This is a genomic window from Nonomuraea sp. NPDC051191 (assembly GCF_044455665.1).
GTDB lineage: Bacteria > Actinomycetota > Actinomycetes > Streptosporangiales > Streptosporangiaceae > Nonomuraea.
In genome coordinates this window covers 164,145-188,276 of sequence record NZ_JBITEZ010000004.1, presented here as the reverse complement: position 1 = coordinate 188,276, position 24,132 = coordinate 164,145, and the positions used below count along the sequence as shown (strand labels likewise).

At 71.3% G+C, this 24,132-nt stretch carries 23 protein-coding genes; 7 read left to right on the top strand and 16 right to left on the bottom strand.

Annotation, left to right across the window (positions count from 1 at the left end):
• Positions 1 to 24: 24 nt before the first annotated feature.
• Genes ACIA8R_RS12575 through ACIA8R_RS12565 form a run of 3 tightly spaced genes read right to left on the bottom strand, consistent with a single transcriptional unit; the run spans position 25 to position 3,985 of the window.
• On the bottom strand, positions 25 to 1,989 hold the full coding sequence (locus ACIA8R_RS12575) for a hypothetical protein (protein ID WP_397038209.1): 1,965 nt from the start codon (positions 1,987 to 1,989) through the stop codon (positions 25 to 27).
• Entirely contained in the window at positions 1,986 to 3,104 is a 1,119-nt protein-coding gene (locus ACIA8R_RS12570; protein WP_397038207.1) for a 5'-methylthioadenosine/S-adenosylhomocysteine nucleosidase, read from the bottom strand. The genes ACIA8R_RS12575 and ACIA8R_RS12570 overlap by 4 nt, the downstream gene beginning before the upstream one ends.
• Positions 3,101 to 3,985: an NUDIX hydrolase gene (locus ACIA8R_RS12565; RefSeq protein ID WP_397038205.1), complete on the bottom strand. Its 885-nt coding sequence runs from the start codon at positions 3,983 to 3,985 to the stop codon at positions 3,101 to 3,103. Before ACIA8R_RS12565 ends, ACIA8R_RS12570 begins: the two co-directional genes overlap by 4 nt.
• 166 nt (positions 3,986 to 4,151) lie before the next feature.
• Here ACIA8R_RS12565 and ACIA8R_RS12560 point away from each other — a divergent pair, with 166 nt between their 5' ends.
• Positions 4,152 to 7,220: a DUF3427 domain-containing protein gene (locus tag ACIA8R_RS12560; protein WP_397038203.1), complete on the top strand. Its 3,069-nt coding sequence runs from the start codon at positions 4,152 to 4,154 to the stop codon at positions 7,218 to 7,220.
• A 12-nt stretch (positions 7,221 to 7,232) separates the two neighbouring features.
• On the opposite strand, the gene ACIA8R_RS12555 is transcribed toward ACIA8R_RS12560, so the two are convergent.
• The 6 genes from ACIA8R_RS12555 to ACIA8R_RS12530 form a co-directional block, all read right to left on the bottom strand.
• Positions 7,233 to 8,012: an urease accessory protein UreD gene (locus tag ACIA8R_RS12555; RefSeq protein WP_397038201.1), complete on the bottom strand. Its 780-nt coding sequence runs from the start codon at positions 8,010 to 8,012 to the stop codon at positions 7,233 to 7,235.
• A complete protein-coding gene (gene ureG, locus ACIA8R_RS12550) occupies positions 8,009 to 8,686 on the bottom strand; it encodes an urease accessory protein UreG (RefSeq protein WP_397038199.1) in 678 nt (225 codons plus the stop codon). The genes ACIA8R_RS12555 and ureG overlap by 4 nt, the downstream gene beginning before the upstream one ends.
• A 35-nt stretch (positions 8,687 to 8,721) precedes the next feature.
• On the bottom strand, positions 8,722 to 9,396 hold the full coding sequence (locus ACIA8R_RS12545; protein ID WP_397038197.1) for an urease accessory protein UreF: 675 nt from the start codon (positions 9,394 to 9,396) through the stop codon (positions 8,722 to 8,724).
• 35 nt (positions 9,397 to 9,431) lie between these two features.
• On the bottom strand, positions 9,432 to 11,207 hold the full coding sequence (locus tag ACIA8R_RS12540; protein WP_397038195.1) for an urease subunit alpha: 1,776 nt from the start codon (positions 11,205 to 11,207) through the stop codon (positions 9,432 to 9,434).
• Positions 11,207 to 11,968, bottom strand: a complete 762-nt coding sequence (locus ACIA8R_RS12535) for an urease subunit gamma (RefSeq protein WP_364103716.1) — start codon at positions 11,966 to 11,968, stop codon at positions 11,207 to 11,209. Before ACIA8R_RS12535 ends, ACIA8R_RS12540 begins: the two co-directional genes overlap by 1 nt.
• Before the next feature lie 131 nt (positions 11,969 to 12,099).
• Complete coding sequence (locus tag ACIA8R_RS12530; RefSeq protein WP_357696370.1) at positions 12,100 to 13,518, bottom strand: hypothetical protein; 1,419 nt, start codon at positions 13,516 to 13,518, stop codon at positions 12,100 to 12,102.
• Between the two features lie 478 nt (positions 13,519 to 13,996).
• Between ACIA8R_RS12530 and ACIA8R_RS12525 the strand changes: the two genes are divergently transcribed.
• The 3 genes from ACIA8R_RS12525 (at position 13,997) to ACIA8R_RS12515 (ending at position 16,299) form a co-directional block, all read left to right on the top strand.
• Positions 13,997 to 14,689, top strand: a complete 693-nt coding sequence (locus ACIA8R_RS12525) for a DUF305 domain-containing protein (RefSeq protein WP_364103710.1) — start codon at positions 13,997 to 13,999, stop codon at positions 14,687 to 14,689.
• A 297-nt stretch (positions 14,690 to 14,986) separates the two neighbouring features.
• Complete coding sequence (locus ACIA8R_RS12520; protein WP_357696374.1) at positions 14,987 to 15,400, top strand: metalloregulator ArsR/SmtB family transcription factor; 414 nt, start codon at positions 14,987 to 14,989, stop codon at positions 15,398 to 15,400.
• Entirely contained in the window at positions 15,400 to 16,299 is a 900-nt protein-coding gene (locus tag ACIA8R_RS12515; protein WP_397038192.1) for a cation diffusion facilitator family transporter, read from the top strand. The genes ACIA8R_RS12520 and ACIA8R_RS12515 overlap by 1 nt, the downstream gene beginning before the upstream one ends.
• Before the next feature lie 99 nt (positions 16,300 to 16,398).
• On the opposite strand, the gene ACIA8R_RS12510 is transcribed toward ACIA8R_RS12515, so the two are convergent.
• The 7 genes from ACIA8R_RS12510 to ACIA8R_RS12480 all read right to left on the bottom strand — a co-directional run bounded on the left by ACIA8R_RS12510 (position 16,399) and on the right by ACIA8R_RS12480 (position 21,947).
• Positions 16,399 to 16,659: a TlpA family protein disulfide reductase gene (locus tag ACIA8R_RS12510; protein WP_397038671.1), complete on the bottom strand. Its 261-nt coding sequence runs from the start codon at positions 16,657 to 16,659 to the stop codon at positions 16,399 to 16,401.
• Positions 16,660 to 16,939: 280 nt separating this feature from the next.
• Positions 16,940 to 17,587, bottom strand: a complete 648-nt coding sequence (locus ACIA8R_RS12505; protein WP_397038190.1) for a DUF305 domain-containing protein — start codon at positions 17,585 to 17,587, stop codon at positions 16,940 to 16,942.
• On the bottom strand, positions 17,584 to 18,195 hold the full coding sequence (locus ACIA8R_RS12500) for a DUF3105 domain-containing protein (RefSeq protein ID WP_364095146.1): 612 nt from the start codon (positions 18,193 to 18,195) through the stop codon (positions 17,584 to 17,586). Before ACIA8R_RS12500 ends, ACIA8R_RS12505 begins: the two co-directional genes overlap by 4 nt.
• Before the next feature lie 198 nt (positions 18,196 to 18,393).
• Positions 18,394 to 19,329 carry a M56 family metallopeptidase gene (locus ACIA8R_RS12495; RefSeq protein WP_397038188.1) on the bottom strand — a complete coding sequence of 312 codons (936 nt, stop codon included), beginning with the start codon at positions 19,327 to 19,329 and terminating at the stop codon, positions 18,394 to 18,396.
• The gene (locus tag ACIA8R_RS12490; RefSeq protein ID WP_357696384.1) at positions 19,326 to 19,682 is read right to left on the bottom strand and encodes a BlaI/MecI/CopY family transcriptional regulator; all 357 of its coding nucleotides are present in this window, start codon (positions 19,680 to 19,682) and stop codon (positions 19,326 to 19,328) included. The genes ACIA8R_RS12495 and ACIA8R_RS12490 overlap by 4 nt, the downstream gene beginning before the upstream one ends.
• Before the next feature lie 101 nt (positions 19,683 to 19,783).
• The gene (locus tag ACIA8R_RS12485) at positions 19,784 to 20,803 is read right to left on the bottom strand and encodes a hypothetical protein (protein ID WP_397038186.1); all 1,020 of its coding nucleotides are present in this window, start codon (positions 20,801 to 20,803) and stop codon (positions 19,784 to 19,786) included.
• Positions 20,804 to 20,888: 85 nt separating this feature from the next.
• Positions 20,889 to 21,947 (bottom strand): cation diffusion facilitator family transporter, encoded by a 1,059-nt coding sequence (locus ACIA8R_RS12480; protein WP_397038184.1) that lies wholly within the window; start codon positions 21,945 to 21,947, stop codon positions 20,889 to 20,891.
• A gap of 436 nt (positions 21,948 to 22,383) precedes the next feature.
• Here ACIA8R_RS12480 and ACIA8R_RS12475 point away from each other — a divergent pair, with 436 nt between their 5' ends.
• The 3 genes from ACIA8R_RS12475 (at position 22,384) to ACIA8R_RS12465 (ending at position 24,122) form a co-directional block, all read left to right on the top strand.
• Positions 22,384 to 23,001, top strand: coding sequence for an SH3 domain-containing protein (locus ACIA8R_RS12475; protein ID WP_364095161.1), 618 nt, complete (start codon positions 22,384 to 22,386; stop codon positions 22,999 to 23,001).
• A 76-nt stretch (positions 23,002 to 23,077) separates the two neighbouring features.
• Complete coding sequence (locus ACIA8R_RS12470; protein ID WP_397038182.1) at positions 23,078 to 23,269, top strand: hypothetical protein; 192 nt, start codon at positions 23,078 to 23,080, stop codon at positions 23,267 to 23,269.
• Positions 23,270 to 23,423: 154 nt separating this feature from the next.
• Positions 23,424 to 24,122, top strand: a complete 699-nt coding sequence (locus tag ACIA8R_RS12465; protein WP_397038180.1) for a DivIVA domain-containing protein — start codon at positions 23,424 to 23,426, stop codon at positions 24,120 to 24,122.
• Positions 24,123 to 24,132 lie beyond the last annotated feature (10 nt).

Below are 24,132 nucleotides of genomic sequence, written 5' to 3'. Positions count from 1 at the left end.
GCCAAGGAGGCCCTCGGCGAGAGCCTATTCGGCGTCATTCAAGGCGGCCGTGAGGTTTCCCGTGCGTAGCTCTTGCTGTTCGACCCATCTCTTCCCCTCGGCGGCGATTCCTTCCAGGACGTGGAGCGTGTGGGGAAGGCCGGCGGCGTCCAACGACACCTTGGACACCGCTCCGGGAACCTCTCCCTGTTGCAGCTCTTCCATCCCCGAGCTCACCTCGACGCTGATCTCCTCACCGTTGACCAGTGAGAGCTGGAAGACGCGTTCGTCGTTGTCCGACTGACTGACCCGTACGGCGGCGACCGTTTCGAAGCGGTAGTTGAGCCGCTGCCGGTCGTGGAAGGTGCCGTTCATGAAGTCGAGCTTGACGGTGACCTGGCGGACGCCTTCCTGGGTGATGAGGAAGACCAGGAGCTGGTACTTCTTGTAGCGCCATGGGCCGCCTTGTAGGCGGGCGTGTGCGCTCGACCGAGCGGGAGCCTCGATGAAGGCGTGCGCGATGACGTGGCTCATGGTCAGCCTGTAGTGCCGCAACGCCTCGTCGAGGAGCGCCTTACGGTCGCAGTCCAGCCAGCCGGCCATCTCCTCGTCGCGGGGTTTGTCCGCCATCCTCGCGCGCCACCGGTCCAGTGCAGCCAGGTCGTCCTTGTAGGTCTCGTCGCTTTCGAGCTCGTCGGCGGCGTGGCGGCGGCGCTCAAGGATGATGTGGAGCCACGCACGGGAACCGATCCACCCGGAGACCAGCAAAAGCAAGATCGTGCCGATTGCCGGCAGGGGCTCGACCGGTACGGCGTTGACCGCGGCCCAGCCGCCTCCACCTGCGAGGGTGAGGAGTCCGAGTATCGCCAGAGCCTTCGTTCGTCCGGGGGTGGCGAGTTCCTCCCGGTAGCTCCGCAGCGTGCCTCTTCTATGGCGGGCGTTGGCCTGCGTCGCCCGGTGCCGGATCAGCCAGGCGAGGCGCTCAACCCCGATCCCCCTTCCTCCGTAGACCGCCGCGATCTCATCGCGCAGGCCACGGCGGATTCCTGCCGTGTGGGCCATCCAGTTGTCACGGTCGACGCCCGGCGGTAGGTATCTGGCGAAGTAGTGGTCGATGCGGTTCTCGGCCTTCTTCGCGAAGCTGCCGGGGTTGGCTTCGCTCCTGGGCCCCAGGTACTCCCAGTCTTTGGCGCGACGGCGTACGACACGGAAGCGCCAGTCGGCGACGTTCGGCGCACTGACGTAGGCGCCTCCGATGCCCAGCACGTAGGCGAGCACCAGAAGGACGCGACCGCTCTGCAGGATCAGATAGCCGAGGTACGCGGCCGCCATGACGTGCAGAACTGTCGCGGTCAGGGCCTGAGCCCGAGTAGCGACCGGTGTGTCGGGGGGCTTCGGGACCCAGGGCTCGGGCTTCTTCGGCGCCGGATGGAAGAACTTCCAGATCCGATCCTTTCGGTCATGGGCCATCTGCTCGTTCTTGGCCTTCGTCAGCGCGAGGTGCCACAGATGGTCTTCGATCGGGCCGTCGAGGTACAGCTCCAAGTGGTCGAGGATCAGGCTGCGTTGGGGTTCGCGGAGCGCGTCGAGGTCTTTGACGACGATCCGGATGTCCTCCTCGGCCTTTCCCGCCGACTCCAGGAGCCGGTCGATGATGCGGACACCGTCCCGCCACGGGTCGTCGCCCGAGAGTCGCATGATGGTGCGCCGGTCACGTAGCTGGGCGGCTTCCTCCTTGGTCAGCTCGTGCCGCGTCCGGCCGCTCACCATGGCGAGCAACCAGTAGAAGAAGACCTCGTTGGTGGCGTAGTCGACCCTGGCCTCGTTGATGAGTCGTCGAGCGGGGCCCGGCATGCGGCCTTTCAGAAAGGAGACGCCGTCCCGGAACTTCTTCTCGGGCGGGTCTTGTGGGCTCGTCATGTAGATGACGTCGCCGTGCACTGTCCCCGCCTGCACTCCGATCGTGGAGTCCGTGGCCGCGTTCTCGACGCGGTGCCCTGGATCTGTCATGACAGGGACTGGACCAAGGCGATGATGACGGTCAGCTCGGCGGCCAGCTCAGCCACGTCGCCGACGAGCCCGCGCAGCTTCTTCAGTGCCAGGGTCAGCGTGTTCCTGCGCTCTGGCGTCTTCGTCTCCAGGGCCTGGTCGGCCGTGACCAGTTCCGTCTCGGCGGCCTTGTACGTCGCCTCGTCCAGGCGCCCGTCCGCCCACGCCTGCCAGAGGCGGGTACGGAAGCCGGCCAGCGCCTCGGGCAGGTCCGCCGGCTGCGGCGTCGCAGGGGTGATCCGGATGCCGCCGTGCACGATGCCTGCCTGCACGCCCACGTGCGCGTTTCCCTTGGCGATGTTCCTGACCGTCTCGGGCATGGGGGAGCTCCTTGTCGTGGGTTCGTCGGTGAACAACTCCTCGGCCAGAGCCGCGGCGAACGAGGCCGCGTTGGCGGCGGCTCGCGGCTGCCACTGCTCGCGGTCGGTGGCTTCCTTGGTGCCGTCGGCCCGGTCGCTGATTCCGCGGATCACGACGACGGGAAGCGCCCGGTTCAGGTGCCCGGCCTGTGCCACGCCGGCGCCTTCCATCTCGATCGCCCGTGCGTCGTTGTAGTGGTCGCGAATCCAGCGGGCGTGCTCGGAAAGCCGGGAGTTCAGGACTATCTCACCGGCGGCGATCGCCCCGAAGTGCACGTTCGGGCGCGGGTCGAGCCCCTTGGCCCATGAGTTGCCGCGGTGCAGGTGCTGGGCGATCTGCTCGGCGGCATGCGAGGTCGGCCAGACGCGAGGACGGCTCCTGAAGCCTTCGTCCTCGCTGGTGCCGCCGTGGAAGGCGTAGACATGCGTGGCCACCACGATGTCTCCGAGAGCGATGTGCGGCTGCAGCGCGCCGGCCACGCCCACGAAGAGGAGAGCCGCCGGACGGAATTCGGAGATGGCCCGTTCGGCCAGCACCGCAGCGGAGTGGTTGCCCTTGCCGACCTGTGCCAGCGCCACCTCGCATCGTCCATCCGCCAGGCGGCCCACCTCGAAGAGGGTGCCCTGCGGGTGCCGACGCAGGCGCAGGCCGGCCAGCTTCTCTCTGATCGCCTGGTATTCCAGGTCTAGGGCGGTGAGGATCACGACGGGGCTCACAGCACCTGCTCCTTTCCGTTCGGCGAGTCGACGGGACGGATCATCGGGGGATGGAGGACCTCTTGAGGGCCGGCCCTGAACAGGCGGGCCGGTCGTCCGGCCGTGGCTTTGCGCGCCGAGTCGGCCGGGATGATGAAACCGTCGGTTTTCTTGATCTTTCGGTAGAAGTTACGCGGGTCGAGCGGCATGCCCCACACCGCCTCGTACACGTCCTGAAGATCGGTGATCGTGAACGTCGGCCCGCAGAAAGCCGTGGCGAGCGCGGAGTGCTCAAGCTTGGACCGGGCGCGCTCGACGCCGTCCGTGACAATGCGGCGATGATCGAAGGCGAGCCGTAGGTCACCGGAGAGCACGAGGTCGGTGGGTCGCCAGCCCGCGTCGGCGGCGTCGGTGCCGGCGGTCGGTTCGGGCAGCCTCGGGGCGATGGCCAGGAAGGCGACGCTCACCACGCGGCCTCGCGGATCACGGCCTGGGTCGTCGTAGACGCCCAGCTGCTCCAGCCGGAGCGTCTCGACGTCCAGGTCGGCCTCCTCCGCCAGCTCCCGATGAGCGGCGGCGAACAGGCTCTCCTGCGAGTGCTGCAGAAAGCCGCCCGGCAGCGCCTGAGTGCCCTTGTACGGCTCGATGCCGCGCTCGACGAGCAGCACGTGCAGCCGCGAATCACGCAAGGTGAGGATGACGAGGTCAACGGCGAGCAAGATGGCCGGCGGCTCCCATGGATCGTCGCTCATGGCCCGACCGTATGTTTTTGTCAGTCTGACAAAAAGTAGCGCCGTGGTTAGCTTTGGCCATCTCCGGTGATGCGCGAGGCTGCTGCATCTTCCCAATGCCGCGGGAGCCGGGGGCTTCACGCCGCGGATGCCGCGCCCAAGGGCTGCCATGCCGGTGACACTACGCCGCCGCACCGACACTTTCGGTGTCGGTGCTCCTGGAGCAGATGGTGGACGGCCGGGGCCGAAGTCGCGGGCGGGCCGTACTCCTGGGGAGGTTTCCTGAGCTCGGCGTAAACCATTTCGCGGTGGGCGGCCGCGCCCTATAGTCGCCGAGATGAGCGATCTTCAGCCTGGTGTCTACCAGCATCTGGTCACTCGCGACGTGGACGCCCGGCTGCGTGCGGTGTCCGATCACGAGCTGATCGATCGCCGGTCGTTGGATCTCGCCGACTCTCACGAGACGCTGGCCCGCCACCTGGCCGCGCTCACTCGCCGGGCGCTGCGCTCTGTGCGCGGTGAGAGCGACACGGTACGGCTGGCCCGGCAGGTGGAGATCGTCAACCGGGTCGCCGACCTGCTCGGTGAGCTGGTGCCCGAGGCCGCCGCGCCCGAGGAACTCGTCGAGGCCGCGGATGAGTTGCTGGGCATCGCCAGGGGCAGGGACGCGGGCGGGGGCGTGAGCTTTCCCGCGCGGCCGGTGATTCCCCTCACCGGAAGCGCGTTGCTGGTCAACGGCCGAGGACAGCCGGAGATCGGCCATGAGCTCAAGCGCGAGCTGGCCTCCGCCGGCCACGTCGATCTGCTGTGCGCGTTCGTGAAGTGGAACGGCGTGCGGGTCCTGGCGGCGGCGATCGAGGAGTTCCTCCAGCGCGGTGGCCGGCTGAGGGTCGTGACCACCACCTACATCGGTGCCACCGACCGCCTGGCGCTGGACCGGTTGGCGGCCATGGGCGCCGAGATCCGCGTCTCCTATGACACCCGGATGACCAGGTTGCACGCCAAGGCGTGGCTGTTCCATCGGGGCAACGGCCTGTCCACCGCCTACGTGGGCTCCTCCAACCTGTCGCGCACCGCCCTCAGCCACGGCCTGGAGTGGAACGTCCGCCTCGCCCAGGCCGAACAGCCGCACCTGATCGACACGTTCTCCGCCACGTTCGACGACTATTGGGGCGATCCGTCGTTCGAGCCCTACGACCCGGCGCACGATGCCGAGCGGCTCGACCGCGCCCTGTCCGCCGAGCGGGCCGGTGGCCGGCCGGTCATGCTCGACTTCGCACACGTGGACGTCCGCCCGTACTCCTACCAGCGCGAGATCCTCGACGAGCTCGACGCCGAACGGCAGATCCACGACCGGTGGCACAACCTCGTCGTCATGGCCACCGGCACCGGCAAGACCGTCGTCGCCGCGCTCGACTACCGGCGCCTGCGTGCGGCCGGGCAGGCGGAGTCGGTGCTGTTCGTCGCCCACCGCAAGGAGATCCTGCGGCAGAGCCTGCTCACCTTCCGGCAGGTGCTGCGGGACGAGACGTTCGGCGAGCTGTACGTGGACGGCGCCCGCCCCGAGCATTGGCGGCACGTGTTCGCCTCGATCCAGACCCTGGACGCCAACCCGCTCCCCGAGCCGGACCGCTACGACATGGTGATCGTGGACGAGTTCCACCACGCCGAGGCCGCCACCTACCGGAAACTGCTCAACGGAGTGCGCCCCAAGGTGCTCCTGGGCCTGACCGCCACGCCGGAACGGGCCGACGGCCAGGACATCAAGGGCTGGTTCGACGGCCGCATAGCCGCCGAACTGCGCCTGTGGGAGGCGCTGGAGCGCGGGCTGCTGGCCCCGTTCCAGTATTTCGGCGTCCACGACGGCACCGACCTGCGTCAGATCGGCTGGCGCCGGGGTCAGGGCTATGACGTCGGCCAGCTCTCCAACGTCTACACCGGCAACGACCGCCGCGCCGCCGTGGTCCTGGAGACCGTGCAACGCAAGATCGGCGACGTCGGGCGGATGCGGGCCCTCGGCTTCTGCGTGAGCATCGACCACGCCCGTTTCATGGCGGACCGCTTCACCCGGGCCGGGCTCCCCTCTGTCGCCGTCACCGCGCACAGCCTGCGTGACGAGCGCGACCAGGCGCTGCGCGACCTGAGAGACCGAAAGATCAACGCCGTGTTCACCGTCGATCTCTTCAACGAGGGCGTCGACGTCCCGGAGATCGACACCGTGCTGTTCCTGCGGCCCACCGACAGCGCCACCGTCTTCCTGCAGCAGCTCGGGCGCGGGTTGCGGCTCGCCGACGACAAACCATGCCTGACCGTGCTCGACTTCGTCGGCCACCAGCACAAGCAGTTCCGCTTCGACCGGCGCTACCGGGCGCTCACCGGCGCAAGCCGTACCGGCATCGCGCGGGAGATCGAGCAGGGCTTCCCGACGCTGCCCGCCGGCTGCGTGATCGACCTGGACCGCGACGTACGCCGGCTGGTTCTCGACAACGTCCGGCAGGCGCTCAACCTGAACTGGCGGGACCTGACACGCGAACTCCGCGACCTCGGAGACGTCAACCTGTCCACCTTCCTGCAGGAGACCGGACTGGACGTCGAGGACCTCTACCGTCGCAGCCGCCCGGGCTGGGCGTCGCTGCGGCACGCCGCCGGCTTCGGCGCCACATCGGGTGACGCGGCGCTCGGACGCGCCTTCGGCAGGATGTTGCACATCGACGACCTTGAGCGGCTCGCCTTCCTCACCGAGGTGCTGGCCGGAAGGGCTCCGCGATCGCCGCGTGAGCTACGCCTGATGGCCATGCTCGACGTGATGTTGTGGGGCGGCACCGAGCCGACCTCCGGGATGGAGGCCCGGTTCGCCCGCCTCACGGGTGCCCGCGCGGCGGAACTGTCAGAGCTCGCGGACGTGCTGCGCTCCGGCCTGCGTCACGTGGTCCCGCCTCTCGACCCGGTCGTGCCCCTGCACGTGCACGCCCGCTACAGCAAGAACGAGGTCCTGGCCGCCTTCGGCATCGACCGGCCCGCGCACATGCGGGAAGGGGTCAAATACGTGCAGGCGCACCAGGCGGATCTGTTCTTCGTCACCGTGGACAAGTCGGAGGACCATTACTCCCCCACCACGCTCTACCACGACCGGGCGATCAGCGAGGACCTGTTCCAGTGGGAGTCGCAGAGCACCCTGCGCTCGTCGGCCGCCACCGCCCGCCGCTACATGACGGGCGCGTCCACGGTCCATCTGCTCGTCAGGCAGTCCAAGCGCGACGAAGGGCTGGGGGCTCCGCCTTACACGTACGCGGGGCCCATGCGGTACGTGAGTCATGAGGGTGAGCGGCCCGTCCGCTTCGTCTGGCGTCTGGATCATCGGCTTCCTCCCGAGGTGTTCCACTACGCCAAGGCGACCGCCGGTTGAGAGGCGAGAAGGTCAGTCGGTGGGGTGGGCCGCGTCCAGGAGGTGGCGCAGGCGCAGGCTGTCGGGGGCCAGGGCGGTGATCAGGGCGGCGGGGCCGGCCAGTGGGGTCAGCGCGGCCTGGCCGGTTGCCGGGCCGTCGCCGAACAGCCGGGCCTGGAGCGGGTGACGTTCCAGCTCGGGGTCGACGACGAGGATCTGGCCGGCGGCGCGGTGACCGGCCAGGACGGCCGGACCGTCCCAGCCGGGGACGTCCGGACCGTAGGCGGTCTGCTGGTCGAGCAGGAGGTGTCCGTCGCGGTGGACGACGAGGCGGACGGCCAGCCGGCCCGGAGGCTCGCCGAAGCGCCCTAGGACCTGCTCCTCGCGGAGGACGAGGCGCGCGGTGGCGGCCAGGTCGACGGTGCAGGTCTGGCGCAGGTTGCTGCCGGCGGCGGAGATCAGCGGCTGGGGCAGCCAGTGCAGACCGGCGTGCTCGCCCACGGTCAGGTGCACGTCGTAGGTGGCGGGCTCGGGGGTGGGGCCGCGCAGGGCGATCGCGGCCGAGGCGGTGGTGATGTGGAGGTGGGCGCCGGGTTCGACGGTGGCCTCGACGCGCAGCCGGTCGCCGCCGAGAGGGGCGTTCATGGCGCCGAGGACGCACACCCGTGCCTGGTCACCGTGCGAGTGGAGGCGACGCAGGTGGAACGGGCCGTCGCCGGCCAGGGCGGACAGTACGGTGCCCTCCCCCGCGCGGGTCGCCGTGATGCGAGCGGTGCCGCACACACCCGGCTCGGCATGGGGTGCGAGGGTCATGCGGGCCCCGGGGCTCGGGCCGCCAGGCGATGCAGGACCCAGTCCACCACGGGCCTGACGCCGTCCTCGGTCTTCAGGGCGGTGAAGGCGACGGGCAGCTCGCCGCGCTGGGCCTCGGCGTCGCGGGCCATGACCGCCAGGTCGGCGCCGACGTACGGCGCGAGGTCGGTCTTGTTGATGACCAGCAGGTCGGAGGTGGTCAGGCCGGGGCCGCCCTTGCGCGGGATGTCGTCGCCGCCGGCGACGTCGATGACGAAGATCTGCGCGTCGACCAGGCCCTTGGAGAAGGTCGCGGTGAGGTTGTCGCCACCCGACTCGATGAGGATCAGGTCGAGTGGTCCGAGCAGTTCCTCCAGGTCCTCGACGGCTTGGAGGTTGGCGGAGATGTCGTCACGGATCGCGGTGTGCGGGCAGGCGCCGGTCTGGACCGCCCTGATGCGCTCGGCGGGCAGTACGGCCTCGCGCAGCAGGAACTCGGCGTCCTCGCGGGTGTAGATGTCGTTGGTGACGACCGCGATGGACAGGTCCTGGCGCAGCGCGCGGCACAGGGCTGCGACGGTGGCGGTCTTGCCGGAGCCGACCGGGCCGCCCAGGCCGATGCGCAGCGCGCCGTGGCGGCCGCCGGGGTGATGGGCTGAGCCGGCGGAGACGTCGTGGTCGTGGTGGAGGTGCATGGCGCTCCCGTGGTCGGACGACAGGCGTACAGGTGTCAGGAGGCGAACAGGCGGGCCGGGCGGGCCACGTGCTGTTCGGCGGTGATGTCGAGCAGCGGCGCCGAGGCGGACGGCAGCGCCGCGACGCCGTCGGCGTGGACGCGCCCCGCCGCCTCGGCGGCCCGCCGCGCGACGTGGTCGAGGTCGGCGGCGAGCCGGGCCAGGACGGCGGTGGCGTCGAAGGGGTCCAGGCTCAGCAGGCGGACGGTCGCGGCGGCCGGGCCGCTGACGCTCTCATGGGCCGCCACGCAGGCGGCGTCGTACGGGCTCAGCCCGGCGGCGCGGGCGGCCACCCCGAGCACCACGGGCTGATGGGCGCCGCGCGGTCGGACAGTGGCCAGCGCGTCGAGCTCGGCGCAGGGCCAGACGGCTCGGGCGGCGCGCAGCAGTTGCCGTCCGAGCGTGCGCGCGACCTGCCGCAGGGCCGGAGAGGGCGTGCGGGCGTCGGCGGCCTCCTCCAGCAGCAGCGGGTCCAGCCCGGCGGCGGCCGCGGCCGCGAGCCCCGCCGCGGTCAGCCCGCTGGTGTGCAGCCGCCCTCGGCAGAACGCCTCCAGGCCAGCCGCGTCACGCACACGCCCGGCCGCGACGGCCGCCTCGGCGCCGCCGGAATGAGCGTGCCCGCCGGCCGGGAACCGGCCGTCGGCCAGGACGAGCAGCGTGGCACGGCTCATCGGCGTGACTCACCTTCCTTCAGTGAGATGACGGGTCAGAACAGGAAGTAGAGCTGCGCCATCGGCAGTTCGGTGGGGGGCTCGTGGTAGTCGATGCGCCGGCCGTCGATCCGCACCTCATAGCCGTTGGGGTCGACGTCGATGACGGGGGTGGCGTCGTTTCGGAGCATGTCCCGCTTGAACACCCTGCGGGTGTTGCGGATGGGCGTGAACGACTTGTCCACCTCGACCCGGCCAGGCAATCCGGCCGCGATCGCCTGTTCGCTGACGAAGTTGACGGAGTTGGCGCCGGGGGCCCTGCCCGTCGCGCCCCACATCGGGCGGGGCAGGATCGGCTGTGGGGTGGTGATGGCGCCGTTGGCGTCGCCGACCTGCGCGTACGCGATCTGGCCGCCCTTGATCACCCGGTGCGGCCTGACGCCGAAGAACTTCGGCTCCCACAGCACCAGGTCGGCCAGCTTGCCCACTTCGACCGAGCCGACCTCGTGGTCGATGCCGTGCGCGACGGCCGGGTTGATGGTGTATTTGGCGACGTAGCGGCGGGCGCGGTGGTTGTCGGTCTCGTCGGCGCCGCCGCGGTCGCCGTCCAGGGGGCCGCGGCGCTGTTTCATCACGTGCGCGGTCTGCCAGGTCCTTGTGATCATCTCTCCGACGCGTCCCATCGCCTGGGTGTCGGACGACATGATCGAAATGGCGCCCAGGTCGTGCAGGAGGTCTTCGGCGGCCATCGTGGCGGGCCGGATGCGCGACTCGGCGAAGGCCCGGTCCTCGGGCACCTGCGGGTTGAGGTGGTGGGCGATCAGCACCATGTCCAGGTGCTCCGGGACCGTGTTGCGGGTGTAGGGGCGGGTGGGGTTGGTGGAGGCGGGCAGCACGTTGGGCAGGCTCGCCATCCTGATCATGTCGGGGGCGTGGCCGCCGCCGGCGCCCTCGATGTGGAAGACGTGGAGAGGTTCGTCGCCGATGGCCGCGATGGTGTCCTCGACGGTGCCGGCCTCGTTCAGGGTGTCGGCGTGCAGGGCCAGCTGTACGCCGGTCGCCCGGCACACCTCCAGGCAGCGGCGCAGGACCGCCGGGGTGGCACCCCAGTCTTCGTGGATCTTGAAGCCGAGGATGCCGGCGTTGACCTGGTTGTGGAGGGATTCGGTGGACATCGTGCTGCCCTTGCCGAGCAGCCCGATGTTGACCGGGAAGGCGTCCAGGGCCTTGAACAGCCGGTCGAGGTGCCAGGCGCCGGGCGTGACGGTGGTGGCGGTCGTGCCGTCGGCGGGGCCGGTCCCGCCGCCGATCAGGGTGGTGACGCCGGAGGCGAGCGCCTCGCGGATCTGCTCGGTGCAGATGAAGTGCACGTGGGTGTCGACGCCGCCCGCGGTGAGGATCTTGCCGTTTCCCGAGATGATCTCGGTCTCGGGGCCGATCAGGAAGTCGGTCGCGACGGGATGGCCGTCGTGCAGCCGGTTCATGGTCTCGTCGTTGTAGGCCTTGCCGAGCGCGGCGATGCGGCCGTCGCGAAGGGCGACGTCGGCCTTGACCACGCCCCAGTGGTCCAGGATGAGAGCGCCGGTGATGACGGTGTCGGGCGGTCTCGGGGCGCCGGGGGTCGCGCCGTCGCGTGGCGCGAGTGACTGCCCCATCGACTCCCGGACCACCTTGCCGCCGCCGAAGACGATCTCGTTGCCGCTGCGGCCGGGGCCGCCGGCCCAGTCCTCGGTGATCTCGATCCACAGGTTGGTGTCGGCCAGGCGGACACAGTCCCCCGTCGTCGGGCCGAAGCGGTCGGCGTACTGTTCGCGCGTGAGGGGTTCGGCCATCAGAGGTCGCCTCCGACCTTGCCGTTCAGGCCCGCGACGTGGCGCCGGCCCTCGATGGGCACCAGTTCCACGTCCTGGGGCATGTTGGGGGCGAAGCGCACCGAGCCGCCTGCGGGGATGTTCAGCCGTTTGCCGTAGGCGGCGTCACGGTCGGGGTGGATGTCGAGGCGGGAGTTGGCCTCGTAGAAGTGGTAGTGGGAGCCGACCTGGATGTGACGGTCGTCGGTGTTGGTGACCCGTACGGTCGTGGTCGGGCGGCCGTCGTTGAAGCTCACCCGCCCCTGGGAGGAGTAGTCGATCGCGCCGGGAGGACCCTGCCTCCCCGGCCCGGCCACGCAGGACGGCGGGGGTTCCGGGTCGGGCGGGCACGGCGCGGGCTCCGGGACGGGCGGACACGGCGGCTCCGGCTCAGGCCGGCCTTCGCACGACGGCGGCTCCGGGCACGGCAGGGTGGTCGCCGGCGGGATCGGCTCGCGGAGGGTGACCATTTTGGTGCCGTCGGGGAAGGTGGCCTCGATCTGGAGGTCGGCGATCATCTCCGCGACGCCTGGCATGACCTCGTGCGGCATGAGCACCGGCGGTTGCTGCTTCGCCATGAGGTCCGCCACGGTCCTGCCGGCGCGCGCCTCTTCCAGAACCCAGGAGGTCAGGATGGCGACCGCCTCCGGGTAGTTGAGCTTCACTCGCCCTCTGCGCTTGTGGGCCACGTCCGCGGCCACGTGGATCATCAGCCGTTCTTGTTCATGCAGGGTCAGGTGCACCCTGTCACCTCGGTTTCGCTTCTGGCCCCAGGGCCTCGCCCTCGGGGCCGACGGTGCGGATCTACCGGTATGACCGATGTCGGGGTCAGGTCGCCGCCCGGTTGCCTGCTCACCGGGCGGCGCTCAGTGGCTCAGCAGCCTCGCCCGCAACCGCACCCGCCGCCGCCGTGGGGCGGGCAGGGGGCCGGTGGGCGGGCGCAGACGACGACTTCGTCGGTGACGGGGCCGTCGGTCTCGTTGGCGGTGGCGGTGGCGGTGTTGGTCAGCGGGCCGGGCTTGGTGACCTTGGCCAGCAGGGTGAGGGTCTGGGTGGTGCCGACGTCCATCGCGCCGACGTCCCACAGGCCGGTGGCCGGGTCGTAGCCGCCGGCGCTGGGAGTGGCGGAGATGAAGGCCAGCCCTTCGGGGAGCTGGTCGACGACCGTGACGCCGGTGGCGTCGTTGGGCCCCTTGTTGGTGACGGCCACGTGGTAGGTGACCGCCTCGCCGACGGCGGCCTCGGTACGGTCGGCGGCCTTGACGACGGCGAGCTCGACGACCCGCTTCACCGGCGTGGTGGTGGCGTTGGAGGTGGAGGTGAGGTGCTCGGGCGCGTTGCCCAGGGTGTTGTCGTAGGAGGCGCCGGCCTGGTTCTCGATCTGGCGGCCGGCCCCGGCGCGTTCGACGCGGACACGGAACTCCACCGTGGTTCCGTCGGGCGCGTCCGCGGTCGAGGGCAGGCGGCCGCCCTGCTGGGCGGTGGCCCCCTGGCCCAGGTGGAAGACGACGCGGCCGGCGTCGGCGTACGCCTGGTCGTCGCCGGCCGCGTCGCTCTTGCCGCCGCTGTCGGGGCCGTCGATGACGCGCAGGGAGCCGGGGACGTAGCTGGTGCCGGCCGGGATGTCGTCGGTCAGGACGAGGTTGTCGGCCGGGGCGCCGCCTTCGTTCCTGGCGTTCACCCGGTAGGTGATGACGTCGCCGACCTCGACCTCGCCCTCGGGGATGGCGGCCTTGGTGAGCACGACGCAGGGTGCGGTGCCGAAGACGATGCCGTCCAGGAAGTTGCCGATCGCCGGGTTGCCACCGGCGGCGGAGATGGACTTGAAGGCGAACCGGGTGGTGGTCTGGCCGGGCGGGACGACGTATTCGCCGGTGTAGTGGCCCCAGGCGGTGTTGCCGTCGGTCATCCGGGCCTGTTCCACCGGGGCGTTCGGGGGGCCGATCTGCAGTGCCATGGTGTCGGCGCCCTGGCGGCCGCGGTGGGAGAGTCTCCAGTACAGCTTGGTGCCGGGTGTGGTGGGGAGGTCCTGGTACAGGGTGGAGACCATGTTGGCGTTGAGCTCGGCGAACTGCCGGCCGTCGTCGGAGGGCACGCTCAGGAAGCCGGTGTGCCAGAGTTCGATCTGGCCGTCGGAGGCGGTGGTGCGCCAGCCGGGCACCGCGCGGGGGTCGTTGTGGGAGGCGTCGGGCCGTATCTCGTAGTTGGTGACGACGGGGGCTTCGAAACTGCCGTTGATCAGGGCGATGCGTGGCCCGCATCCGCCTGGTGAGGGGTTCTGGGGTACGGCCACGAGGTGTCCTTCCGTCGAGGTGGCGGGAAAGCGGCCGGCGTCGCCGGCGTTCGTGGGCGCCGGCCGGGTCCCGCGCGGCGAGCCGCCACGGGTGCGGGGGCGCAGGGCGGACCACAGGCGGGCGGCCCGGGATGGTTTGTCGGCGTGCACGGGTGAATGGCCTCGCGTGGTGGGCGGGCGGAGTCGGTGCGGTCGTCGGGTCGTGTGCGTGGTGTGCGCGGCGGGATCGATCCGGTTGGACGCAGTCGTTGCCTTCCGATGCCACGTGCTGTGAGTAGCCGACTACCTACTGAAAGTAGTCGAAGCCGGTCAGGGCGCTGAACTAGCCGCACAGTGAGAGCCGCATGGCCGGAGGGCGCGGCTCTTCTGTGGAACGCCGGCCGGCGACTGGTCGCCCGTCCGGCCGGACCCGCCTGTCGGCCGGTCGGAGCGGCGGCTTACCGTGGAGGTAGGTGTCGGATCGGCGCTAGGGGGACGCATGAAGCGACGCTCTGTGCAGACCGCGATGGCCACCGGGGCATTCCTGGCCGTCGTGACCGCGAGTACGGGGGCCACCGCGGCGACCATGGGATCACCGCCGACACCCTCCCCAAGCCCGCAGCCGACGTGCATGGGCATGGGGGAAATGCACCCCGTCACCAGCGAGTACGACTACCTGTCGCAGATGGTGCCGCACCACCAGGACGCCATCACCGCGGCCCGGCAGCTCCAGCGGTCCGACCGGCCCGAGATGCGGCAGCTCGGGCAGTCGATCGTCGCGACGCAGACCGCCGAGGTCGCCCGGATGAAGGGCTGGCTGGAACAGTGGTACCCGCAGAGCCCGTCGCCGAGCCCGAGCTCGACCACGATGCCCGACCTGTCGGGGCTTTCCGGGGATCAGCTCGACAAGGCGTTCCTGCAGCACATGATCCCGCACCACATGATGGCGATCATGATGTCGCAGCAGCTGCTCAACCACGGCGAGGCTCAGCACACCGAGGTCGCCGCCTTCGCCCGCAAGGTGCGCGACGACCAGTGGGCGGAGGTCCGCACGATGCGGCAGTACCTGACCCAGTGGTACGGGGAACAGAGCATGCCCTGCATGCCGCACATGCCGGGCATGACGCCCGGGCCCCACACGGGAACACCCGGCCGGCCGACGCCCACGGAGCCCTCTCCGGCAGGCACGTGACGCAAGGCCCTCTGCCCGCAGGAAGACCACCTGCGGCAGAGCACCGGATTTTCTGCGGAGGCCGCCTCCGCGACCGGCTCGACCATGCCCTGACGGAACCCACCTGGTCGGCACGCGCGGGGTGGTAATCTCCTCGCCCGAGTCGCCGGAGCCCTTGCGCATGCGACTCGGCGGTCAGGGGGAGGCTCCCCAGCACGGCATGTCCGGTTGACGACGGGTCGTGGCCCTCACGCACGCTGACCAGCGTCGTCGCAGCGTACTTGTTGACATTCGCCGCATAGGCGACAGAATACACATATGAACAGTTCTTCAGGCGAGAATGTGTTGGTGGTGGACGGCTGCACCGTCAAGGTGGTCGACGCCGACCGCGTCGCGGCCGTGCACGAGCGCATGCCCGCCGCCGAGGACCTGACCGACACCGCCGACGTCTTCGGCCTGCTGTCCGACCCCAACCGCCTGAAGCTGCTGGTCGCCCTGCTGGACGGCGAGCTGTGCGTGTGCGACCTGGCGGCGGTGACCGGGCAGAGCGAGTCGGCGGTCTCCCACGCGTTGCGCCTGCTGCGCGCCCACCGCATCGTGGCCGCCCGCCGCTCGGGCCGGATGGCCTACTACCGCCTTGAGGACCCCCACGTACGGATGCTGCTGGACCTGGCGCTGGCCCACACCGAGCACACCGAGGCCATCCACCCCGAACGGGAAGGCGGGCACTGATGGGCACGGGTCACGGGCACGGGCACGCCGGAGCCCGCCACCGTTGGCGGCTGGCGGTCTCCTTCGTCCTGATCGGCGGATTCTTCCTGGTCGAGCTGGCCTACGGCCTGATCTCCGGGTCGCTGGCCCTGATGTCGGACGCCGGGCACATGGCCGCCGACGTCGTCACCCTCGGCGCGGCCCTGGTCGCCACCAGGATCGCCGGCCGCCCCGACACCACCGGACGGCGCAGCTACGGCTCCTACCGGGCCGAGGTGTTCGCCTCCCTGCTGGCCGTGCTGCTCATGCTGGGCGTCGCCGTCTACGTGGTCGCCGAGGCGATCGGCAGGATCGGCGGCCCGGCCGAGGTCTCCTCCGGGCCGATGCTCGTGGTGGGCGCGCTCGGCCTGGTGGTCAACCTGATCGCCCTGTTCCTGCTGCGGTCGGGCGCGAGCGAGAGCCTCAACGTCAAGGGCGCCTACCTGGAGGTGGTGGCCGACACCGCCGGCTCGGTCGGCGTCATCGCGGCGGGCTGGCTGATCACGGCGACCGGCCAGGTGTTCTGGGACACGGTCATCGCACTGGCCATCGGCGTGTTCGTCGCCGTACGCGCGATCTCGCTCGGACGGCAGGTCTTCGCGGTGCTCGGCCAGCACGTGCCCGAGGGCATGGACGCCGCCACCGTGGCGGCCGACCTGGCGGCCATCGAGGGCGTGCGCGACGTGCACGACCTGCACCTGTGGACGCTCACCTCCGGCATGAACGTCGCCACCGCCCACCTCGTCACGGGCGACCAGAGCGACAACCACTCCGTCCTCGATCAGGCCCGCGACCTGCTGCGCACCCGTCATGGCGTCGCACACGCGACCCTTCAGGTGGAGCCGGACGGCCACATCGGCTGCGACGAGGTCGGCTGGTAGCCGGGGTCTCCTTCGACGGCCGCCGGTAGAGCCAGGTCAGGCGGGGTTCAAGCACCCACTTGAAGAGGTCGCGGGTCTGCGGCAGGCACAGCACGATGGTCAGGGCGAAGCTGCTCGACAGGATGGCCAGAGCCCCGAGCGGCCCGAAAAGCCAGGGGTAGGACAGCCGGCAGCGGCGGCGTTGCGCTCGAAGGCCAGGGCCTGGGCCTTGTCGTCCTTGATGTTCACGCCGAGGAAGCGCACGCCGCCGGCCTTCGTCAGGGCGGCGACGTCCCTCAGGACGGGCGCCTCGGCCCGGCAGGGAGCGCACCAGGACGCCCAGAAGTTCAGCACCGTGACGGATCCGGCGTACGAGGCGATCAGCGCGGAGCCGTCGCCGAGCCGCTCGCCGCGTACGACGGGTGCGGGGCGGCGCCGCTCGGCGGGGAAGATCGCGACCTTGCCGTCCCCGGCGACGAACCGCGTGGACCCCGCGGGTGACTGCTCCTGCGCGGAGCCGACGCAGCCCGCCGTGAGTGCCAGCCCGACGAGCGCGGGCCGGTCAGCCGCCGCCCAGGACGGCCACGGCGGCGATCATGGCCAGGATCAGGACCGTCACGACGGCGACGGCGACGGCGATCTTCAGGTTCGTCGACATGCTTCAGCCGGCAGCCGGAGGCGACGTCTCGGCCGCGCCGCGGGCGGCGAGCATGCCGCGCATCAGCTCGATCTCCGCCTGCTGGGCGGCCAGGATCGAGCTCGCCATCCGCTTCACCTGCGGCTGTCCGCTCCCCTGCGCCGCCTGGGCCATCTGCACGCCGCCCTGGTGATGCGGGATCATCAGGCGCAGGAAAAGAGTCTCCGCCTCCTTGCCGCTCGCCTGTTCCAGCTGCTTGAGCTGCTCCCGCGTGGCCATGCCGGGCATCTGGGCGGTCTGCTGTCCCATGCCGGGCATGTTCTGGTGGCCCTGCCGCATCCAGGCCATGCGGGGCTCCAGCGACGCCTGCGACAGGCCCCACATGTCGAGCCAGGCGTACATCTGCCCGATCTGCTGCTGCTGGGTGGTCGCGATGTCGTAGGCGAGCGTCCTGACCTGGCGGTCTGTGGTCCGGTCGCGGATGATCAGTGCCATCTGCACCGCCTGCGCGTGATGGGCCTGCATGTCCCGGGCGAAGCCGGCCTCCAGCGACGCGTCCCCGGGCGGGCCCACGTACCAGAGGCGGAACCCGAGCCCGGACAGCGCGAGCGTCAGCACGACGGTCACCGCCACCAGGACCCCGCGCCGCCGCAGGAGGGGCGGGAACCTCATACCGACGGCTCCCCGACCCCACCGCTGCAGGACGCGCCCGGCTCGGGCGTCCCGGGGCCGTTGATGTTGGCGCGCAGGAACGCCGTCAGCCGCGGGTCGTCGGCGCGGTCGAGCTTGAGCTGCTTGCCCCAGGAGCTGAGCACGACCGGCGCCGACAGGCCCGTGTACGGCGACAGCACGACGAAGTCACGCCCCTGGGCCTGCTTGAGCAGGATGTCCAGTTGCTCCTTGGGCAGCCCCGGCCGGAAGGCGACCCAGACGGCTCCGTGCTCCTGGCTGTGGACGACGTTCTCGTTGCGCAGCGGCTTGGTGTAGATGCCGCAGTTCTGCCACTCCGGCGCGTGGTCGCCGCCGACCGGCGGGGCCTGCGGATAGCTGACGGCCTTGTCGGTGTGGTTCCGGGCGCTCACGTTGATCGTCTGGACCGCGTCCAGCGACCGGCCGGCCCGGTCGGCCTGGACGAAGGCCGTGGCCGCCACGGCCAGCCCGCCGGCGACGACCACCGAGACACTGATCATGACGACCCGGCGCCGGCGCTCCGCGCGCCGCTGCTCGGCCTGCAGCGCGGAAAGCCGCTCCTTGAGCGTGCCTTCGGCGTTCTTGCCCATCCGCCTACCTCCGACGACGTTCTTCTACCGTACGTAGAACTTCTACAGTACGTAGAATATGAATGCCGTAAGCCGACGTCCCCGTGCGGTGATGAGCTTCTCGGCCTTGCGCCGTTCCCCGCGCAGCCGGGTGTCCCGCTCCTACGAAACGTAGAAACTAGCGGGAGTGTACGGCGTCGCCGCCCGCCGGGCATCCGGTCAGACCGTGACGCACACCAAGGGGGCGATCAGCACGGCCAGGGGCCCGCCCAGTTGCAGGACGGCCGCCGCGTAGGCCACCACCGGGACCCAGCCCGGTTCGCCGCGCCCATGGAGCAGGCGCTGCAACCGTTCCACCACACCGGCGTCGGCCAGCGCGAACGTGGCGGCCGCGCCCGGGTCCTGTCCGACGGCCGCCATACGCACCAGGGCCCGCGCCAGCGGCAGCTCGCCGTGCGCGCGACAGGCGTGATCGTCGGCGATCATCTCCAGCAGCACGGTCACCGCCCGCTGCCCGGTCCGCACGGCGGGCAGCCACGAGAACGCGTGCGACAACGCCACGAAAGGCAGCAGGGCGAGGTCATGGCGGCCGCGGGCGTGCGCCTGCTCGTGCCGCAGGACGGCCTCCAGCTCCACCGGCGTCAGCGCGTCCAAGGCGCCCTGGCTCAGCACGATCCGCCGGCGCCTGCCCGGTACGCAGTAGGCCACGCGCCCGGCCACCGGCAGCACATAGGCGTCGTAGGCCGGCAGATGCTCGGCCACGACGTCGACCAGCAGGCGCTGCCGCCGCTGCTGCCGGATCGTCCCGGCCAGGACGCGCGCCGTGTGGACGGAAAGCCAGCCCAGCAGCCCCACCGACCAGGCCAGGGCCAGGACGTGCACGGGCCCGAGGCCGTCGAGCCCTTGCCCGCCGAGGAGCTGGCGGGCCAGCGTGTGCATCCCGTGCGGGAACACGGCCGCCAGCGGCGCGACCGCGGCCACCAGCCCGAGGGCGACCGCGCCCAGCCCCGCCCCGACCCCGAGGGCCTGCCACAGCGCGAGCGCCGCACGGGGGCAGCGCACGGCCCAGGCCGCCCGGGCAAGGGCGCGGGCGGCGCGGTCGCCCAGCGTCACCGGGAGCAACGCCACCCCGGCGGCGGCGAGCCAGCCGATCACCGAGCCGTTCCGATCTCCTCGTCCAGCGCCTCGCGCAGCGCCGCGGCCACCTCGGGCGTCACCGTGCCGACGAACCGCTGCACCGCCGCCACCACGTCGCCGGCCTCCTCCAGCGCCGCGCGCATGGCCTCGGCGACGAAGGCGTCCTTGCCCGCGGTCGCCTTGTAGAGATGGGCCCGCCCGACGCGCTCGCGGGCCACCATGCCCTTGTTCGCCAGGCGCATCAGCACGGTCAGCACCGTCGTGACGGCGGGACCGGAGGGCAGACCGGCCGCGAGGTCGTGGGCGAACATGCCCTCGGGATGCCGCCACAGGGCTTCCATGATCGAACGTTCAAGGTTGCCGAGCTGCATCCTGACCCTCCTTGCGGGCTCCGACCGGAAAGAGGCTACCGTGATGCCCGCCACACGGGGCGTAGGCAGGACGGTGACGTGCAGGCAGGGCGCGCCGTGGCTCATCCGAAGGGCCGCGCGTAGAGGGAGAAGGACTTGTCCCCTGTGGGGCCTTGGGTCAGGCCCATGCACAGCAGCGGCCCGGCGCCGGGCGACGCGAGGACGGCGAGCCCTTCGGGTTCGCGGGGGACGAGGTTCCTGGCCGTGCGGTCCAGGATCTGCTGCTCCACCTTCCCGCTGGGCAGGTGGATGCGGTAGAGGCGGATGTTCCCCGGCGAGGAGACGGGGTTGGCGGGGCCGTAGGCGCTGCCGAGCAGCTGGTAGGCGTGGTCGGCGCGCAGGGCCATGCCCTGGAACGGCAGCCCGAGGGCGGCGCCGGGCTGCGGGAGGTCGGCGAGCGGGCGGAGGTCGCCGGAGGCCAGGCGGCGCAGGTCCAGGAGCCGGAGGCGCGGCTCGCCGGCGAGCTTGTAGCGCAGCAGCAACCGGCCGGAGTCGGGATCGAGGGTGGGGGCGTTGCTGGTCGAGCCGGGCAGCGGCCGGCAGGTGGTCAGGAACCGGCTGCCGGGGGTCAGCACGGCGCCGTCGACGAAGGAGAAGCGGCAGATGCCGCGGCCGTAGCCGGAGGCCGGGCTGGCGTCCCATTCGGTCCACACCACAGTGTCGGGGCCCGCGGTCCGTTGAACGCCCAGGGCGCCGCCGTGGCCGAAACCCAGCAGGTACATCGCGCCGGTGAGGGTGCCGTCCCGGGACAGGCGGTTGAGGCACAGGTCGCCGCGCCGGGCGCGTTCGGCGTGGGTGCGGGAGCGGCGTTCTCCGTCCAGGCGGACGCCGCCCTGCATGAGCTGGAGGGCGTACAGGTGACCATTGCGTTCGTCGAAGGCGAAGGACTGCAGGACGGTGCCGTGCAGCAGCCGCCCGTCCCGCAGCAGGATCCGGCCGGTCGAGGCGAGGCTACGCGAGTCGGCCGCCGACGGGAGCGCCAGGGCGGCGGGCGGCCTGGCCGGCGCGAGATCCATCGCGGCGACCAGCGTGGCGATCGCCCCCGAACGCAGCGCCTCGCGACGGGACGGCTGAGGAGTCATCGGATCGCCCCGCCCACGGGTACGGGCGGACGCCGGCAGGTTCCGCGAGGGACCCCATCGCCGGCGGCGGGCCGCGCGCGACAGGTCACGCGCCCTGGTCGCCGTCATGGCAGGTGGCGGCCCAGTTCGCGGCCGGCTCGTCGGCAGCGGCGCGGACGGGGGCGGCGGCGGGCGCGACAGCGGTGGCCGCGACCGTGGCGGTGTCGGGCCGCGGGGCGTGATGGGTGGGGCCGTGCGGGTCGGGACAGTGCGGCGTCAGGCGTCGCAGGCCGCCGTCCTCGTCGAAGGCGTGGCCGCCGGGCATGGCGTGGTCGACCTGAAGCGTGGTGTGCTCGATGTCGTGGCGTTCGCGCAGCAGCCGTTCGACGGCCAGGCGGGCGGCGTGGCAGTCGGCCCCGGGAACGACCAGCACGTGTGCCGACAGCGCGGGATAGCCGGACGTGACCTCCCAGATGTGCAGGTCATGCACCTCGACCACGGTGTCGATCGCGGCGATCTGGCGGCCCACCTCGGCCGGGTCCAGCCGCGCGGGGGCGGCCTCCATGAACACCCTTCCCGCGTCGCGGACCAGGCCCCAGCCGGCCTTCAGCATCAGGGCGGCGACCACGAGGGCGGCGATGGCGTCGGCGCGGTACCAGCCGGTCAGCCAGACGACCAGGCCGGCGAGGGTGGTGGCGATGAAGGCGTACAGGTCGTTGAGGATGTGCTGGAAGGCGCCTTCGACGTTGAGGCTGGAGCGGTTGGCCTTCGACAGCAGCCAGGTGGCGGCCACGTTCACGGCGATGCCGGCCAGCCCGGTCACCACCACGAACAGGCCCTCGACCTCGGGCGGCACGATCAGGCGGCGGACGCCCTCGAAGGTGAAGTACGCCGCGAGCAGCAGCAGGGTGATGCCGTTGACCTGGGCGGAGATGATCTCGGCGCGCTTCAGGCCGTAGGTGAAGCCGCCGCGCGGCGGCCGGGCCGCGATCCGCATCGCGACCAGCGCCAGCATGATCGCCATGGCGTCGGTGAGCATGTGCCCGGCGTCGGAGATCAGCGCCAGCGAACCGGCGATCACGCCGACCACCACCTCCACGGCCATGAAGCCGGCGATCAGCGCGAGCGCCCCGCGCAGGTAGCGCCGGTCGGCGTCCGCGCTCACCGCATGCCCGTGCCCATGACCGTGCCCATGACCGTGCCCATGACCGTGCCCATGATCGTGCCCGTGCTCAGACATGCCTGGAGCTCCTCGGAGGGTGGGTGACGTGGGTGATGGCCAGATGCAGGCGGCTGTGCACGTCGGCGGCCGACGGCCGGGAGCAGGCCGGGCGTACCCGTGCGACCCGATGATCCGCTACATCTGACTGGGTGTTCATATGTACAGATGCTTGCCGCTGTAGCCCCGGAGGTCAAGAGCCCGCGACGGATGATCGCCGAAAACAGGCTTTACTCATGAACATCTGATCAGATGTTTAAACTTTCGGTAATGCGTCAACTACACACCGTAGAAGTTCGCCGGTCCGGAGCCCGAGGACCTGGTCGCGCTCTACAGGTTCCCCCGCACCGGTGCAGCCACACGCACAGGAAGGGCTCGCCACATGAGAACCGTCCACACCTCCGCCGCCGCGATCCTGATGATCACCAGCGGCTGGCTGACGCTGACCGCATCGCCCGCGCAGGCCGTCTCCCCCTCGGCCGGCCCGGCGTCCATCCGGGCGTCCACCGCACGGCCCGTCAGTTCGTGCCGCTACCAGTTCGACCACCTCAAGCGCGGCGAGACCATCGCCGTCCTCGCCGCCCCTCGCCGGGGGCAACGCGTGCTCGGCAAGCTCGCTCCCGGCGGCCGTGCCGTCACCGGGGGATGCGCCGCGAAGAGCGGCTGGCTGCAGGTCGCCACGCCGACCGGGGCCTGGGGCTGGGCATCGGCGCACCACCTGCGCAGGCTGCCCGCGGGGACCCGTTCCTTCACTCCGCGAGCCGGTTCCTGGACGCCGGGCTGCCGCTACACCGTGTGGGGCATCCGCCCGTCCAGTCATCTCAACGTACGATCCGGCGCCGGCTTCGGTCACCGCCCGATCGCCGTACTGCACCCCAACGGCCATGCCGTCACCGGGGCGTGCGCCGGCAGGCGCGGCTGGCTCCAGGTCACCACGTCCACCGGCGCACACGGCTGGGCCTGGAACGGCTACCTGCGCAAGACCACCTCCACCAGATGACACCCCCCTCCGTCTCCCGTCGCCCTGCCCTGGCCTCCCGCGTCAGACGTGGAACCACCGAGCGAAAGGAACACCGGTGACCGAGCCCCACGACCACCCGCACCACCACCATCACCACGAGGGCCACGACCACGACCACGAGAGCGGCCACGACCACGCCTCCGGCGACGAGACCGGCTGCGCCGACGACCACACCGCGGCGACCGGGCAGGGCCCGGACTGCGGCGCCGGACACTGCCACGACGATCACGACCCGACCGCGCCCTAGCCCGACACGGCGGCCCGCACCTCGGCGGTCAGGCCGTCACCCCCCGCTCGCGCGGCCGATCCCGCTCCGGCTCGTCCATGGGCGACGCCGGAGCGCCCCGCGCCCCGCCGAGTCACGACATCGAGACGACGGTGAAAGGCTGGATCAGTTCCTCATGCACGCCGAGCACGAAGACCACGACCACGAGAGCGGCCACGAGCGTGGCCCCCACCTCCCCCACAGCCACGCCGCCCAGGACGGCGCCACCTCTCCCCCGTTCCAAACAGGCCCGGCCGGGCGGCTCGCCCTGCTGACCTCCTCCGCGGTGCACCACCAGGTCTTCACCGTCGTCCGCCTGCGCTCCGGCTACGACCTGGCCGAGGTGGACGCCTTCCTGGCCCAGGTGGAGACCACACTCAGCCTGCTCTGGCAGGACAACGCCCAACTGCGCGAACGCCTCGGCGCCGCCCCTTCCGCGAGCACGCCCACCGAGGCCGGCGTGCTCGCGGCGGCACACCGCAGCGCCCAGGAAGCCCTTGAGTCCGCCCAGCAGGAAGCCCGCCGGATCCTCGCCGAGGCCCACGCCGACGCCGAACGCCTGCGCCGCGAGGCCGCGTCGGCCGCCGACGCGCTGACCCACGCCACCCGCCAGGCTCTCGACGACCAGCTCGACCGGCTCGAACGCGCCATCACCGAGCAGGGCCGGAACCTCCAGCACAACCTGCACACCCAGCTCGGCCACCTGCGCGCCGCGCTGGCCGACCTGGACACGCACGGCCCTCCGCCCAGCCACGGCGCCCATGAGGCCGCATCGCCGCGGCCGTTCCCCGAACGGCTGCTCCCCTCCCCCCGCGACCCGGCCGCCGGTCACTGACGAACGGCCT

Bases quoted from the DNA above. Each gene is read 5' to 3' on its own strand.
- ACIA8R_RS12525 (WP_364103710.1), top strand. From the start codon at position 13,997: ATGAAGCGACGCTCTGTGCAGACCGCGATGGCCACCGGGGCATTCCTG.
- ACIA8R_RS12545 (WP_397038197.1), bottom strand. From the start codon at position 9,396: ATGAGCCGTGCCACGCTGCTCGTCCTGGCCGACGGCCGGTTCCCGGCC.
- ACIA8R_RS12515 (WP_397038192.1), top strand. From the start codon at position 15,400: ATGGGCACGGGTCACGGGCACGGGCACGCCGGAGCCCGCCACCGTTGG.
- ACIA8R_RS12540 (WP_397038195.1), bottom strand. From the start codon at position 11,207: ATGGCCGAACCCCTCACGCGCGAACAGTACGCCGACCGCTTCGGCCCG.
- ACIA8R_RS12565 (WP_397038205.1), bottom strand. From the start codon at position 3,985: ATGGCAGCCCTTGGGCGCGGCATCCGCGGCGTGAAGCCCCCGGCTCCC.
- ACIA8R_RS12490 (WP_357696384.1), bottom strand. From the start codon at position 19,682: ATGCAGCTCGGCAACCTTGAACGTTCGATCATGGAAGCCCTGTGGCGG.
- ACIA8R_RS12475 (WP_364095161.1), top strand. From the start codon at position 22,384: ATGAGAACCGTCCACACCTCCGCCGCCGCGATCCTGATGATCACCAGC.
- ACIA8R_RS12575 (WP_397038209.1), bottom strand. From the start codon at position 1,989: ATGACAGATCCAGGGCACCGCGTCGAGAACGCGGCCACGGACTCCACG.
- ACIA8R_RS12500 (WP_364095146.1), bottom strand. From the start codon at position 18,195: ATGGGCAAGAACGCCGAAGGCACGCTCAAGGAGCGGCTTTCCGCGCTG.
- ACIA8R_RS12465 (WP_397038180.1), top strand. From the start codon at position 23,424: ATGCACGCCGAGCACGAAGACCACGACCACGAGAGCGGCCACGAGCGT.
- ACIA8R_RS12555 (WP_397038201.1), bottom strand. From the start codon at position 8,012: ATGACCCTCGCACCCCATGCCGAGCCGGGTGTGTGCGGCACCGCTCGC.
- ACIA8R_RS12520 (WP_357696374.1), top strand. From the start codon at position 14,987: ATGAACAGTTCTTCAGGCGAGAATGTGTTGGTGGTGGACGGCTGCACC.
- ureG (WP_397038199.1), bottom strand. From the start codon at position 8,686: ATGCACCTCCACCACGACCACGACGTCTCCGCCGGCTCAGCCCATCAC.
- ACIA8R_RS12560 (WP_397038203.1), top strand. From the start codon at position 4,152: ATGAGCGATCTTCAGCCTGGTGTCTACCAGCATCTGGTCACTCGCGAC.
- ACIA8R_RS12485 (WP_397038186.1), bottom strand. From the start codon at position 20,803: ATGACTCCTCAGCCGTCCCGTCGCGAGGCGCTGCGTTCGGGGGCGATC.
- ACIA8R_RS12505 (WP_397038190.1), bottom strand. From the start codon at position 17,587: ATGAGGTTCCCGCCCCTCCTGCGGCGGCGCGGGGTCCTGGTGGCGGTG.